Origin of the sequence: Micromonospora sp. NPDC047753 (assembly GCF_040642735.1) — a bacterium.
Classification (GTDB): Bacteria; Actinomycetota; Actinomycetes; order Mycobacteriales; family Micromonosporaceae; genus Micromonospora.
The window spans coordinates 1-13,857 of record NZ_JBEYSL010000146.1; the positions used below are offsets into that span (position 1 = coordinate 1).

General features: G+C 71.3%; 11 protein-coding genes. 5 read left to right on the top strand and 6 right to left on the bottom strand.

Going from position 1 to position 13,857, the window contains the following annotated elements:
• Positions 1-90: 90 nt before the first annotated feature.
• From ABZ749_RS14925 to ABZ749_RS14940, 4 genes are all read right to left on the bottom strand, one after another.
• The gene (locus tag ABZ749_RS14925; protein ID WP_357227790.1) at positions 91-1,467 is read right to left on the bottom strand and encodes a GH1 family beta-glucosidase; all 1,377 of its coding nucleotides are present in this window, start codon (positions 1,465-1,467) and stop codon (positions 91-93) included.
• A 29-nt stretch (positions 1,468-1,496) separates the two neighbouring features.
• Positions 1,497-2,336, bottom strand: coding sequence for a carbohydrate ABC transporter permease (locus ABZ749_RS14930; RefSeq protein WP_091398610.1), 840 nt, complete (start codon positions 2,334-2,336; stop codon positions 1,497-1,499).
• Positions 2,329-3,321 carry a sugar ABC transporter permease gene (locus tag ABZ749_RS14935; protein WP_357227792.1) on the bottom strand — a complete coding sequence of 331 codons (993 nt, stop codon included), beginning with the start codon at positions 3,319-3,321 and terminating at the stop codon, positions 2,329-2,331. The genes ABZ749_RS14930 and ABZ749_RS14935 overlap by 8 nt, the downstream gene beginning before the upstream one ends.
• Before the next feature lie 70 nt (positions 3,322-3,391).
• Positions 3,392-4,690 carry a sugar ABC transporter substrate-binding protein gene (locus tag ABZ749_RS14940; protein ID WP_355007348.1) on the bottom strand — a complete coding sequence of 433 codons (1,299 nt, stop codon included), beginning with the start codon at positions 4,688-4,690 and terminating at the stop codon, positions 3,392-3,394.
• Positions 4,691-4,925: 235 nt separating this feature from the next.
• Between ABZ749_RS14940 and ABZ749_RS14945 the strand changes: the two genes are divergently transcribed.
• The gene (locus ABZ749_RS14945; RefSeq protein WP_357227797.1) at positions 4,926-6,125 is read left to right on the top strand and encodes an ROK family transcriptional regulator; all 1,200 of its coding nucleotides are present in this window, start codon (positions 4,926-4,928) and stop codon (positions 6,123-6,125) included.
• Between the two features lie 227 nt (positions 6,126-6,352).
• Positions 6,353-8,575: a discoidin domain-containing protein gene (locus ABZ749_RS14950; RefSeq protein WP_357227800.1), complete on the top strand. Its 2,223-nt coding sequence runs from the start codon at positions 6,353-6,355 to the stop codon at positions 8,573-8,575.
• Between the two features lie 109 nt (positions 8,576-8,684).
• Here ABZ749_RS14950 and ABZ749_RS14955 read toward each other — a convergent pair whose 3' ends face one another.
• Positions 8,685-10,007 (bottom strand): FAD-dependent oxidoreductase, encoded by a 1,323-nt coding sequence (locus ABZ749_RS14955; protein WP_357227802.1) that lies wholly within the window; start codon positions 10,005-10,007, stop codon positions 8,685-8,687.
• 170 nt (positions 10,008-10,177) lie between these two features.
• Between ABZ749_RS14955 and ABZ749_RS14960 the strand changes: the two genes are divergently transcribed.
• From ABZ749_RS14960 to ABZ749_RS14970, 3 genes are all read left to right on the top strand, one after another.
• On the top strand, positions 10,178-10,534 hold the full coding sequence (locus ABZ749_RS14960; RefSeq protein WP_357227805.1) for a YciI family protein: 357 nt from the start codon (positions 10,178-10,180) through the stop codon (positions 10,532-10,534).
• A gap of 2 nt (positions 10,535-10,536) precedes the next feature.
• On the top strand, positions 10,537-11,745 hold the full coding sequence (locus ABZ749_RS14965) for an RNA polymerase sigma factor (protein WP_357227808.1): 1,209 nt from the start codon (positions 10,537-10,539) through the stop codon (positions 11,743-11,745).
• A 66-nt stretch (positions 11,746-11,811) separates the two neighbouring features.
• Positions 11,812-12,945 (top strand): glutamate--cysteine ligase, encoded by a 1,134-nt coding sequence (locus tag ABZ749_RS14970; RefSeq protein ID WP_357227810.1) that lies wholly within the window; start codon positions 11,812-11,814, stop codon positions 12,943-12,945.
• A 31-nt stretch (positions 12,946-12,976) separates the two neighbouring features.
• On the opposite strand, the gene ABZ749_RS14975 is transcribed toward ABZ749_RS14970, so the two are convergent.
• On the bottom strand, positions 12,977-13,857 hold an 881-nt coding region (locus ABZ749_RS14975), incomplete at its 5' end, for an asparagine synthase-related protein (protein WP_357227813.1).

The following is a 13,857-nucleotide window of genomic DNA, read 5'->3' on the forward strand; positions in this document are numbered from 1 at the left end:
TCCCTCCGGGGGGGGGGTTTTCCCCCCCCCTGGCCCCCACCCCGCCCGCCGGGGGCCCCCCCCCCGGGCGGCCGCTCGCACCGCCCCCGTTCAGGCCACCGGAGTCGCGGTGCCGGTGGTGCGGGCGAGCCGCTGGTGCGCGCGGATCACCTCGGCGTAGCGCAGACCGCTGGCCTTCACCGTCCGGCGCTGGGTGGCGTAGTCGACGTGCACCAGCCCGAAGCGCTTGTCGTAGCCGTACGCCCACTCGAAGTTGTCCAGCAGTGACCAGACGAAGTAGCCGTCCAGGGGAACCCCTCGGGCCACCGCCGACGCGCACGCGGCCAGGTGCTGCTCCAGGTGGTCGGTGCGTTCCTTGTCCTCGACAGTGCCGTCCGGGGTGACCTCGTCCGGCCACGCCGAGCCGCTCTCGGTGACGATGATCCGGCCCGGCCGGTACTCCTCGTGCACGTCGACGAGCAGCCGCTCCAGGCCCGCCGGGTACATCTCCCAGCCCATCGCGGTCTCCACCGAGCCGGGCACCGGCACCTGCTTCGCGAACGGCGCCGGACCTGTCGGATCGTCGACCACCAGCTGACGGAAGTAGTAGTTCACCCCGAGGAAGTCCGTCGGCGTGGCGATCACTGCCAGGTCGTCGCCGCGTACCGGCGGCTCGACCCCGTACGTGGCGATCATGTCGGCGGGGTAGCCGCGCCCGTGGATCGGGTCCAGCCACCACCTGTTGACGTGCCCGTCGGCCCGGCGGGCCGCCGCGACGTCCTCGGGTCGGTCGGTCGCCGCCTCGATCGGGCTGAGGTTGACGACCAGGCCCACCGAGGCCGGCCGGGCGGCGTTGGCGCGGATCGCCTGGGTGGCCAGGCCGTGCCCGAGCAGCACGTGGTGCGAGGCGTGCACGGCGCGGGTGAGGTCGCGCTCGCCGGGGGCCATGTTGCCCTCCAGGTGCCCGATCCAGCACACGCAGAGCGGCTCGTTGACGGTGCACCAGTCGGTCACGCGGTCACCGAGGCGGCCGGCGACGACCGCCGCGTAGTCGGCGAACGCCTCGGCGGTGGCCCGCTCCGGCCAACCGCCGGAGTCCTGCAGAACCTGCGGCAGATCCCAGTGGTAGAGCGTGACGAACGGTCGGATCCCGTCGGTGAGCAACGTGTCGACGAGCCTGTCGTAGAAGTCCAGCCCGCCGGCGTTGACCCGCCCGACGCCGTCGGGCATGACCCGGGGCCAGGCCACCGAGAAACGGTACGTGTCCACGCCGAGTCGGCGCAGCAACGCCAGGTCCTCCGGCCACCGGTGGTAGTGGTCGCAGGCCACCGCGCCGGTGTCGCCGTTGTCGACGTTGCCGGGTGTCGCCGAGAAGGTGTCCCAGATGGACGGTGCCCTGCCGTCGACGTCGACGGCCCCCTCGATCTGGTACGCCGCCGTGGCGACACCCCAGAGGAAGTCGGGTGGCAGCTTGGACAGGTCGGGCACGGGTCGGTTCTCCTCTGGGGTTGGATGACTCACTTGACCGCACCGGCGGTGAGGCCGGCGACGAAGTAGCGCTGCAGGGCCAGGAACCCGACGACGACCGGGATGCTGACCACCAGCGAGGCGGCCATGATCTGGTTCCAGTAGACGTTGAACTGGGTGGAGTAGCCCTGCAGGCCGACGGCCAGGGTGCGGCTGCCCTCGTCGGTCATCACCGACGCGAAGAGCACCTCACCCCACGCGGTCATGAACGCGTACACGGTGACCGCGACCACGCCGGGCACGGCGGCCGGCAGGATGACCTGGAACAGGGTGCGCAGCGGACCGGCGCCGTCGACCTGCGCCGCCTCGTCCAGACCCCGGGGGATCGAGTCGAAGTAGCCGACCAGCATCCAGATCGAGAACGGCAACGAGAAGGTCAGGTACGTGATGACCAGGCCGGTGCGACTGGCGTACAGCTCGATGCCGGTGGCGTTGCCCAGGTTGACGTAGATGAGGAACAGCGGCAGCAGGAACAGGATGCCGGGGAACATCTGCGTGGACAGCACGGTCACCGAGAAGACACCGCGACCGCGGAACCGGTAGCGGCTCACCGCGAACGCGGCGAAGATGGCCACCGCCACCGAGCAGACCGCCGCGATGCTCGACACCACCAGGCTGTTCACCAGGTACCGGGCCAGCGGCACGGTGCTCCACATGTCGATGAACGGTTGCAGGGTGGGCCGGCTGGGCCACCAGGTGAAGCCGTTCTGCACGTCCTGCAACGGCTTGGCCGCCGAGGTGACCATGACGTAGAGCGGGATGACGACGAAGAGGGTGAGCAGGGTCAGCACGATGCGCCGGCCCCAGCGCTCGCCGGCGGTCTCACGCATGGTCGTCCCTCCGACGGTTGGTGATCAGCAGGTACGCGGCCGAGACGACCAGCAGGAACAGCAGCAGCGCCACCGACATCGCCGACCCGGAGCCGAAGTCCCAGGTCTTGAAGGAGCTGCGGTAGATGTGGATGGAGATCAGGTCGGCCTGCTCCGGCGCGGAGCCGCCGAACAGCACGAACGGGGTGTTGAAGTCGTTGAACGTCCACAGGAACAGCACCAGCAGCAGCACCAGGTTGACCGGCCGCAGCATCGGCAGGGTGACCGAGCGCAGTCGGCGCCAGAACCCGGCGCCGTCGATCGCGGCGGCCTCGTACAGCTCACCGGGCACGTTCTGCAACCCGGCCATCAGGCACAGGAACGCGAACGGCCAGTTACGCCAGACCGACACCACCAGCAGGGACCAGAAGCTGTTGTCGCCGATCAACCAGAACGGCCGTTCGTTCATCAGCCCGAGCTGGTCCACGAGCACGTGGTTGACCAGGCCGGTGTCACGTTGCAGCAGGAAGCTCCAGGTGATCACGGCGGCGTAGACCGGCAGCGCGTACGGGGTGAGGAACAGCGCCCGCAGGATCGCGCGTCCCCGGAACGGCCGTTGCAGGACGACCGCCGCCGAGATGCCGAGCAGCCAGGCGAACCCGACCGAGAGCAGGCTGTAGGCCAGGGTGACCCAGAACGAGTGCAGCAGTTCCTTGCCGGCGGCGCTGTTCAGGTCGAGTGTCGCCCGGTAGTTCTCCAGCCCGACGAAGGGCGCGGTGGACCAGTCGCGGATGTGGAACTGGGTCAGCTCCAGCAGGCTCATCCAGACCCCGACGACCATCGGGATCACGTGGATGGCGAGTTCCAGCACGACGGCCGGTGCGAGCAGCAGGTACGGCAGAAGTGAGCGGCGGGGGCCGCGGGGCCGGCGGGCCGGCTTCCGGGTCGGTGATCCGGCCCGGGATTCGCGTCGGTCGGCGTCCGGCGCGGTGGTGCTGGTTGCCATCAGGGTCCTCTCGGAGGCGGTGGCCGTGGTCGGGTTCAGCACCCGACCACGGCCACCGGTCACGCCTCGGTCAGCGCATCTTCTGCTGCGCGTCGGTCAGCTTGGCCTTCACCGAAGCCTCGGTGACCGGCTTGCCGCTGGCCGCGTCGGCGAACAACTCCTTCATCGCGGTGCCGACCAGGGTCTCGAAGGTGCTCTCATCGGGCACCTGCGGCAGCGGGGCCGCGGTCGTGACCAGGGTCTCCTGGATGGTCTTCTGCTCCGTCGCGCTGAACGCCGGGTCGGAGGCCGCGGTCTTCACCGCCGGCAGCGAGCCGTACGTCTTGTTGAGGAGCGTCTGCTCCTCGTCGCTGGTCATGAACTTGACGAAGCTCAGCGCGCCGTCCTTGTTCTTGGTGTGCTTGAAGACCGCCATGTTGATCCCGGCGACCATGCTGTTGACCTTCTTGCCGCCGGCCGGCGGGCTGGCCAGGAACGGCACCGGGGCCACCCCGTACGCGTCGGCGGGCATGTTCTGCGTCTTCAGGTTCGACCCGGCGGACTGCCACAGCAGCATGGCGGCCTTGCCGTTGGCGAAGTCGGAGACCGACTGGTTCTGCGCGTATTCGGCGTTGCTCGGGTTGGTGATCTTGTCGGCGGCCATGAAGTCGATGTACCGCTTGATCGCCGACACGTTCTGCGGGGTGTCGAAGGTCGGCTTGCCGGCCGAGTCGAACCACTCGCCGCCGTACTGCTGGCTGAAGGTGAACGCGTGGTGGGCGTTCTCCGACGGGTTGGCGCCCTCGATCGCCAGGCCCCACTTGCCGCCGGTGCTCAGCTTCTTGCCGTACTCGACGACCTGCTCCCAGGTGGTGGGCGGCGCGGTGATGCCGGCGTCGGCGAACGACTTCTTGTTGTAGTACAGGCTGTACGCCATGCTGTAGAGCGGCACGGCGGCCGGCGGCTTGCCCGGGGCGCCGGCGGCGGCGAGCGCGGCGGGCACGATCCGGTCCTTGCCCCCGACGGCCTGCAGGGCGGCGTCGTCGAACTCGACCAGCGCGCCGGTGGCCTGCAACGACGCCGACCAGGTGTTGCCGATGTTGACCACGTCCGGGCCCTTGCCGGAGGCGGCGGCGGCCAGCAGGCGGTTGAGCAGATCCGACCAGGGGACCACCTCGACGGTGACCTTGATCCCGGTCTGCTTCTCGAACTTGTCCAACTCCGGCTGGAGGATGGTCTTGTCGGCCTCCAGGCTGGCGCCCTGGTTGCTGGCCCAGTAGGTGAGCGTCTTGGGTGATGCGGCGGAGTCGTCGCCGGAGCCTCCGCAGGCGGTCAGCGAGGCGGCCGCCAGTACGGCGGCGGTGAATATCCCGAGGTGTCGTCTCGACACGGGTCAGCCCTTCCGGTGCGTGGTGGGGGTCCGCCGGTCTTCGTCACCGATAGGGGTCGGGTGACGGGGGCCGGCCGCGGACAGGGTTCGGGGGTGCGCCGTCGGGGTCCGTCGGCGTTTCCCGGGAGTTACATCACGGCTTAATTTATGTCGTCATTAAAGTTGCTGGCAGGTGGGTCGTCAAGCACGAGGCGGTTACAGTCGCCTCGAACGGCCGACGGGAACGAGGTGACGAGTGGAGCTGGCGCGTGCCACCAACCGCAGCGTGCGGTTGCGCAACCGGTCCGCCCTGCTGACCAAGCTCTTCCTGGACGGCCTGCTCACCCGGCAGGACCTGGTGCGCAGCACCGGGCTGAGCCAACCCGCGGTCAGCAACGTGGTGGCCGACATGATCGACGAAGGGCTGGTCGCCGAGGCCGGCGCCGCCGAGTCCGACGGCGGCCGGCCCAGCATGTTGCTGCGGATCGCGCCCCGCTTCGCCTTCGTGATCGGCGTGGACGTCGGCGAGACCCGGGTCCGGGTGGAGCTGTTCGACTTCGCGATGACCCTGCTGGCCAGCATCGAGTACCCGCTCGACCCGGCCCGTACCGAGCCCGACCTGGTGGCCGGGCACGTGCTGGCCGGCATCGACGCGGTCACCGGCCAGGCCGGGGTGACCGCCGGCGACGTGCTCGGCGTCGGCATCGGCGTCTCCGGCGTGGTCGAGCAGGGCACCGAGGCCGTCGTGCACGCCCAGGCCCTCGGCTGGGACCGGGTGCCGCTGGAGCGTCTGATCGGGGCCGGCACCGACCTGCCGCTGCACATCGACAACGGCGCGAAGACCCTGGGCCAGGCCGAGATGTGGTTCGGTGCCGGCCGGGGCGCCCGGCACGCCGTCTTCGCACTGGTCGGCTCCGGTGTCGGCGCGTCGGTGGTGACCAACGGCGCCACCTACCGGGGCGCGTCCAGCAGCGCGGGGGAGTGGGGGCACACCACCCTGGTGTACGGCGGCCGGGTCTGCCGGTGCGGCGCGCGCGGTTGCCTGGAGGCGTACGTGGGGGCGGAGGCGATCATCGACCGCTACCGCGAGGCGCGCCGGGGTCGACAGGTGCCGGGCGAGGACGAGGAGTCTCAGATCGCCGCGCTGGTCGCCGCCGCCGAGACCTCGGCCACCGCCCGACGGGTCCTGGAGGAGACCGCGGGTTACCTCGGTGCCGGGGTGGCGAACCTGATCAACCTGTTCAACCCGGAGCGCGTGGTGCTCGGCGGCTGGGCGGCGATGGCCCTCGGCGACCTGCTGCCGGCCGTGCGGGAGGCTGCCGGCCGGCAGGCGCTGCGCCAGCCGTACGAGCAGGCGTCGATCGAGCTGTGCCGGCTCGGGGTGGACGCGGTGGCGTTGGGCGCGGCAACCCTCCCGATCGCCCGCTTCCTCACCGAGGGTGGCGTCCGACGCTGACGGAGCACGACTCCGCAGGCCGACGGCAAATTACCCAAAAAGAATCCTCGGGATAAATAACGAAGTTATAGATCGATGTCTTGACGCCGCCGCAATCTCGCCGCAACACTCCTACGAGAGCGCTCTCCTCCCCGCGGCACCGCGTCGGCGGCACCATCCACGGCGTCACGGGCGAGTCCGATCCCATCCGTGCGGCAACCCGTAACCCCCTATCGACAGGCGATGTCATGACATCTCGTGCTACATCCGTACGCCCGCGTCCCCGGGCCGTGCGCCACCTGCTCGTCGGGCTCACCGTGGCCCTGGTCGCGGCGCTCACGCCGACCGGAGCCACCGCACCCGCGCAGGCCGCCCCCGTCCTGCTGTCCCAGGGCCGTACGGCCACCGCCTCGTCCACCGAGAACGGCGGAACCCCCGCCGCCGCCGCTGTCGACGGCAACACCGGCAGCCGCTGGTCCAGCGCGTTCAGCGACCCGCAGTGGCTCCAGGTCGACCTGGGCGCCCGCGCCACCATCACCCAGGTCAACCTGCTCTGGGAGGGCGCCTACGGCCGGGCCTTCCAGCTCCAGACCTCCGACAACGGGTCCACCTGGACCACGATCTACTCGACCACCACCGGCACCGGCGGCACCCAGAACCTCACCGTCTCCGGCGCCGGCCGCTACGTCCGCATGTACGGCACCGCCCGCGGCACCGGCTACGGCTACTCGCTCTGGGAGTTCCAGGTCTACGGCGAGAGCGGCGGCACCAACGAGCCCCCGGTGACGCCCACCGACCCGTACAACCCGAACCTCGGGTCGAACACGTTCGTCTTCGACCCGAGCACCCCGACGTCGACAATCCAGAGTCGACTGAACACCCTCTTCACCCAGCAGGAGACCAACCAGTTCGGCCCGCAGCGCTACGCGGTGCTGTTCAAGCCCGGCACCTACACCGCCGACGTCAACCTCGGCTTCTTCACCCAGGTCGCCGGCCTCGGCATGAGCCCCGACGACGTCAACCTCAACGGCCACGTGCGTGCCGAGGCGTTCTGGTTCGGCGGCAACGCCACCCAGAACTTCTGGCGGGCCGCCGAGAACCTGTCGGTCACCCTGCCCGCCGGGCAGACCGTGGAGCGCTGGGCGGTGTCGCAGGCGGCGCCGTACCGGCGGATGCACCTGCGCGGCGCGCAGAACCAGATCCAACTCTGGAACGGCGGCGACGGCTGGTCCAGCGGCGGCCTGCTGGCCGACACCCGCATCGACGGCCTCGTCGTCTCCGGCTCGCAGCAGCAGTGGTACTCCCGCAACAGCGAGTTCGGCAACGGCTGGACCGGTTCGGTGTGGAACATGGTCTTCCAGGGCGTCAACGGCGCTCCCGCGCCCAGCTTCCCCAACCCGTCGCACACGGTGATCCCGCAGACCCCGCAGGTACGGGAGAAGCCGTTCCTCTACGTGACCGGAAGCGGTGAGTACCGGGTCTTCGTGCCCGCGCTGCGCACCAACTCCACCGGCACCAGCTGGTACAACAAGACCCCGGCCGGCTCGTCGCTGTCGCTGTCGCAGTTCTTCGTCGTCCAGCCCGGCACCAGCGCCGCCACCATCAACACCGCCCTCGCCCAGGGCAAGCACCTGCTCTTCACGCCGGGCGTGCACCGGATCACCGAGCCGATCCAGGTCAACCGGGCTGACACGGTGATCCTCGGCCTCGGCCTGGCCACCATCCAGGCCGACAACGGCACGGTGGGCATGCGGGTGGCCGATGTGGACGGCGTGAAGGTGGCCGGCATCATGTTCGAGGCCGGCACCACGAACTCGCCGGTGCTGATGGAGGTCGGGCCGTCCGGCTCGTCCGCGAGCCACGCCTCGAACCCGACCTCGCTGCACGACGTGTTCTTCCGCATCGGCGGGCCGCACGTCGGCAGGGCCACCAACACGCTGACGGTCAACAGCGACAACGTGATCGGCGACCACATGTGGCTGTGGCGGGCCGACCACGCCGCCAGCGGCGTACCGACCGGGTGGACGTTGAACACCGCCGACACCGGGCTCACCGTCAACGGCGACAACGTCACCATGTACGGCCTCTTCGTCGAGCACTACCAGAAGTACCAGACCATCTGGAACGGCAACGGCGGGCGGACGTACTTCTACCAGAACGAGCTGCCCTACGACGTACCGAACCAGGCGGCCTGGATGAACGGGTCGACCCGGGGTTACGCCGCGTACAAGGTCGCCGATTCGGTGACCAGTCACCAGGCGTACGGGCTGGGTAGCTACAGCTACTTCAACGTCAACCCGGCCGTGGTCGAGGAACGGTCCTTCGAGGTGCCCACCAACCCGAACGTGCGGTTCACGAACATGGTGACCGTCTCGCTCGGTGGCGTCGGCACCATCAATCGGGTGATCAACAACGCCGGTGGCACCGCGAACGCGGCCAACCAGACGGTGTACCTGACCACCTACCCCTGACCGGGGCGCCCGCGCCGACCCGGTCCGCTGTGACCGGGTCGGCCGGGTGGCACCCAGGGCCGTGGCCGGCCCGGTCCCGCCGAGACCGGGCCGGCCGCGGTCGTGCCGCTCAGCCGGCCAGCACCTCGGCCGCCGCCCGTTCACCGGCGCGCACCGCGCCCTCCAGATAGCCACTCCAGCGGGTGGCCGTCTCGGTGCCCGCCCAGTACACCCGCCCCACCGGCGTCCGCAGGTGCGGGCCGTACGTCCGCCAGGTGCCCGGGGTGAGCGCGCCGGAGAAGCAGCCTCTGGTCCACTCGTCGGCGGACCAGTCGTACTCGACGAGATCCACCGGGTCCTCGGCTCGTGGCCCGACCACGTCGGCGAACGCTTCCAGCAGGCATCGCCGACGCCCTGCGGGGGACATGCCGCGCAGCGTGGCGGCGTCGGTGGAGTAGCTGAACCCGGTCAGCACCCCGATCGGTGAGGTCGGGGTGGAGTTGTCGACCGTCTCGGTGAGCGGACCGGCGCTGGTGGTGGCCACCCCGGAGCACCCGGCGGCACGCCAGAACGGCTCCGGGTAGACGGCGTGCACCTTCAGCGCCGAACCCATCGGCATGCGCTGGGTGAGCCCGTCACGCAGCGGGGGCAGCGGCGGGTCGTACCGGATCCGGCCGGCCAGCGCCGGGGCCAGCGCGACCACCACGGCGTCGCCGTCGACGCGCCCGGTGTCGGTCCACGCCGTCGCGCCGTCGACTGTCTGTTCGATGGCCCGCACCGGCGCGGCCAGCGTGAGCGCGCCCGGCGGTAGGGCGGTGGCCATCCGTTCGGCCAGCGCTGGCGGCCCGCCCACGATCCGGTCCTGCTGTGCCCCGCCGGCCATCCCCAGCAACGGTCCGGTCCCGCCGGCACTGCGCAGGTAGAACAGCAGGTGCAACAGGGACAACTCGTCCGCGCCGGTGGCGAGCAGCCCGCCGGCGAGCACTCGCCCCAGGTAGTCGGCGATGTCGTCGTCCCCGGCCGTGGCGGCGAGCCACCCGCCGAGGGTCGTCCGGTCCCACAGTGCGGCCTTTGGCGTCGCCCAGGGTTCGGCCGGGTCCAGTCGCGCGGCGTACTCGTCGAGCAGGCCCAGCACCCGGCCCACCTGCGCCGGCGGCTCGGCCCGGCGCGCACCGGCCCAGAGCACTGTGGGCGCGCCGGTCGATGCCGAGGCGAAGGTGCCCAGCCCGTGCTCGGCGACCAGCGCGTACATCCGGTCCTGGGTCGGACCGATCCACTGCGCACCCAGGTCGAGTTGCGTGGGTTCCGGCAGCCACCGGGTCAGCACCCGACCCCCCACCCGGTCGCGGGCCTCCAACAATCGCACCTGGGCGCCGGCACGGGTGAGCGCCAGCGCGGCGGCGAGCCCGGAGAAGCCGGCGCCGACCACGACCACCCGCAAGCCGTCGGTCACACCGGGGTCTACCCAGAACCGTCGCAGGCATGGCTACCGGCTCCGGTCGCGGCACACACCATGACCGGGTTGGCCGCAGAAAATTTCTGCCGGCCTGTCGATTCGGGCGGCGGCCGATCGTGTGGAGGATGAGAGGTCGGCGACGGGCCGGCCCCCCGCGAGGAGGAACGATGACGCTGTACCTGCTCAGCCTTCATCAGCCGCAGGGTGAGCTACCCCCGGACCCGGAGTTCCTGGCCGGGGTGATGCGTCAGCTCGGCGAAATGCGCGACGAGTTGGCGTCCACCGGTTCGTGGGTCTTCGGTCAGGGACTGCACGGCCCGGAGACCGCCACCGTGCTGCGCGCCCGCGACGGCGACGTCCTGGTCACCGACGGCCCGTTCGTGGAGGGCAAGGAGTACCTGGGCGGCATCACCATCATCGACGTGCCGGACCTGGACGCCGCCCTGCACTGGGGTCGCCGCTACGCGTTGGCCACCACCCTGCCGATCGAGGTGCGCCCCTTCCACGGCGGGGCCGGCGACTGACAGTGCCCGACGTGGAGGCGGTGTTCCGCGCCGAGTACGGCCGTGCGGTCGCCGTCCTGGTCCGCCTCCTCGGCGACATCGACCTCGCCGAGGAGGCCGTCCAGGAGGCTTTCGTGGTCGCGGTGGCGCGCTGGCCGACGACCGGCCTGCCGCCCAGTCCGGCCGGCTGGATCATCACCACGGCCCGGAACCGGGCGATCGACCGGCTGCGCCGCGACGCGTCCCGGGTCGACCGGCACGCCCAGGCGGCCCTGCTGTACGCCGCCGACCATCCCGTGGAGGAGGGACCGGTGCACGACGACCGGCTACGGCTGATCTTCACCTGCTGCCACCCGGCGCTCGCCCCGAGCACACGTGTCGCCCTCACCCTGCGGCTGCTCGGTGGCCTGAGCACCGCCGAGATCGCCCGAGCCTTCCTGGTGCCGGAGCCGACCATGGCGCAGCGGCTGGTCCGCGCCAAATCGAAGATCCGCAACGCCGGGATCCCGTACCGGGTGCCCCGCGACGCCGACCTGCCCGACCGGCTGCACGCGGTTCTCGCGGTGCTTTACCTGATCTTCAACGAGGGGTACACGGCCAGCGCCGGCCCACACCTGGTCCGCGCCGAGCTGTGCGCCGAGGCGATCCGGTTGACCCGGCTGCTGGTCGAGCTGATGCCGGACGAGCCGGAGGCGCTCGGGCTGCTCGCGTTGATGCTGCTCACCGAGTCCCGCCGCGACGCGCGGACCAACGCCGAGGGTCAGCTGGTGGCGCTGCCGCGCCAGGACCGGGCCCGGTGGGACGCCGAGCTGATCACCGAGGGCCAGGCGCTGGTGCGCCGCTGCCTGCGCCGCGACCGGCCGGGCCCGTACCAGATCCAGGCCGCGATCGCCGCCGTGCACAGCGCCGCGCGGCGCGCCGCCGACACGGACTGGGCGCAGATCCTTGCGCTGTACGACCAACTGAGGGTGGTCGCCCCCAGCCCGGTGGTGGCGCTGAACCGGGCCGTCGCGCTCGCCGAGCTGTCCGGACCGGCGGTCGCGCTGATCGAGGTGGACCGCCTCGACCTGGTCGGCTACCACGTCTACCACGTGGTCCGCGCCGACCTGCTGGCTCGGCTCGGCCGGGGCGGGGAGGCCGTCGAGGCGTACCGGATGGCTGTCGCCTTGACGGACAACGCGGCCGAACGGGCCTTTCTCACCGCATGCGCGACGGCCCTGGCAACGCCCTGAGGGCGCGTTTGCCGCAGGGGCGGCCGGGAATCCGAGGCTCCGCCGCAGCAGTGGATGGGAGGGGCCATGGCGTACCGACCGACCGCCGTCGACACCGCGCCCGACCTGTCCACCCTCACGCTCGGCGTGGAGGAGGAGTTCCTGCTGCTCGACCCGGACAGCGGCCGGAACCTGCCGGTCGCCGACCAGGTGCTCGCCGCCCTTCGCGGCCCCGCCCGCGAGCAGAGCCGCCAGGAGTTCCGGCACAGCATGGTGGAGATGGTCACCCCGGTCTGCGCCGACCTCACCGAACTGCGCGCGCACCTGGTGGCGTTGCGCCGCTCCGCCGCCGACGCTGCCACGGCGGCCGGGGCTCGGCTGGTGGCGGTCGGTGCCACCCCGGTGGCCGAGCCGCACCGGACGGTCCCCGACGAACCGCGCTACCACGCGATGTCGCGCCGGTACGGGCCGGTGGCGCACGACCCGGCGGTGTGCGGCTGCCACGTGCACGTCGGCCTGCCCGACCGGGAACTGGCCGTGCAGGTGTGCAACCACCTGCGGGTGTGGCTTCCGGTGGTGCAGGCGATCACCACCAACTCGCCGCTGCACGACGGGTACGACACCGGGCACGCCAGTTGGCGCTCGATGCAGTTGGAACGCTGGCCCAGCATCGGACCGACGCCGTACTTCGACTCCAGCGCCGACTACGACAGCACCGTCGACGAGCTGATCGCCGGCGGGATCATGCTCGACGCGGCGATGGTCTACTGGTACGCCCGGCCGTCGTCGACCTACCCGACGGTGGAGGTGCGGGTCGGTGACGTCTGCACCGAGGTGGACGACGCGGTGCTGGTCGCCGCGCTGGTCCGGTCCCTCGTCGCCACCCTCGCCGACGACGTACGCGCCGGGGTGGACGCGCCGAACGTCCGGGACTGCCTGGTCGCCGCGGCGCACTGGCGGGCTGCCCACGACGGTCTCGACGGCGAGCTGATCGACCTGCGTGCCGGCGGTACCCGGCCCGCTTGGGCGCTCGTCGACGAGATGATGGCGGTGATCGCCCCGGCCCTGCTGCGCCACGGCGACCTCGGGTACGTGTTGGCGCAGCTCGCCCGGCTGCGTCGCGACGGCACCGGCGCCACCCGGCAGCGGCGGGTGCTGGAGCGCACCGGAGACCTGCGCGTGGTCCTCGACGATCTGATCGCCCGCACCGCCGCCAGCTGACCGCCCGCCCGTCCGTAACGGCCCACCGGGATCAGCGGATGTCGTGGGTCTGGAGCCACAGCTCCAGCAGGCCGAGTTGCCACAGCTTGTTGCTGCCGGCCGCGGCCTCCGCCCGGTCCGGATCGGCCAGCAGATGTGCCACGTACTCCGGGCGGAAGAGCTCGCGCTCGCGCGCGGCCGGCGCCTGCAACGCCTCGGCGACCAGCTCGCGCACCGGGCCGTCCACGTTGCGCAGCGCCGGCACCGGGAAGTAGCCCTTGGGCCTGTCGATCACCTCGGCCGGCAGCACCTCCCGGGCGACCTCCTTGAGCACGCCCTTGCCACCCTGGCCGACCTTGTGCTCCGGCGGGCAGTGCGCGGCCAGGGTGACCAGGTCCTGGTCGAGGAAGGGTGTGCGCACCTCCAGACCCCACGCCATGCTCATGCTGTCCACCCGCTTGACCGGGTCGTCGGGGAGCATCAGGTGGGTGTCCAGGCGCAACACGGCGTCCAGCGCGGTCTGCGCACCGGGCGCGGCGAGGTGCCGGGTGAGCAGGTCCCGGCTGGCGTCGTGCTCCAGCGCGTACGCCGGGCCGACGATGCGGCGCAGCTCGTCGTGGTCGCGGTCGAAGAACGCGGCGGCGAACGTCTCGGCGGCGCCGTGCCGGGGTGCCTCGACCAGTGGCTGGTGGTAGCCGTAGCCGGCGAACACCTCGTCGGCGCCCTGCCCCGACTGGGCCACCTTCACGTGCTGCGCCACCTGCTCGGAGAGCAGGTGGAAGGCGACCACGTCGTGGCTGCCCATCGGCTCGGTCATCGCCAGCACGGCCCGTCGGACGGCGGGCGCCAGGTCGTCGTCGGCCAGCCGGATCCGATGGTGGTCGGTGTCGTACGCGCGGGCCACCAGGTCGGAGTAGTGGAACTCGTCGCCGG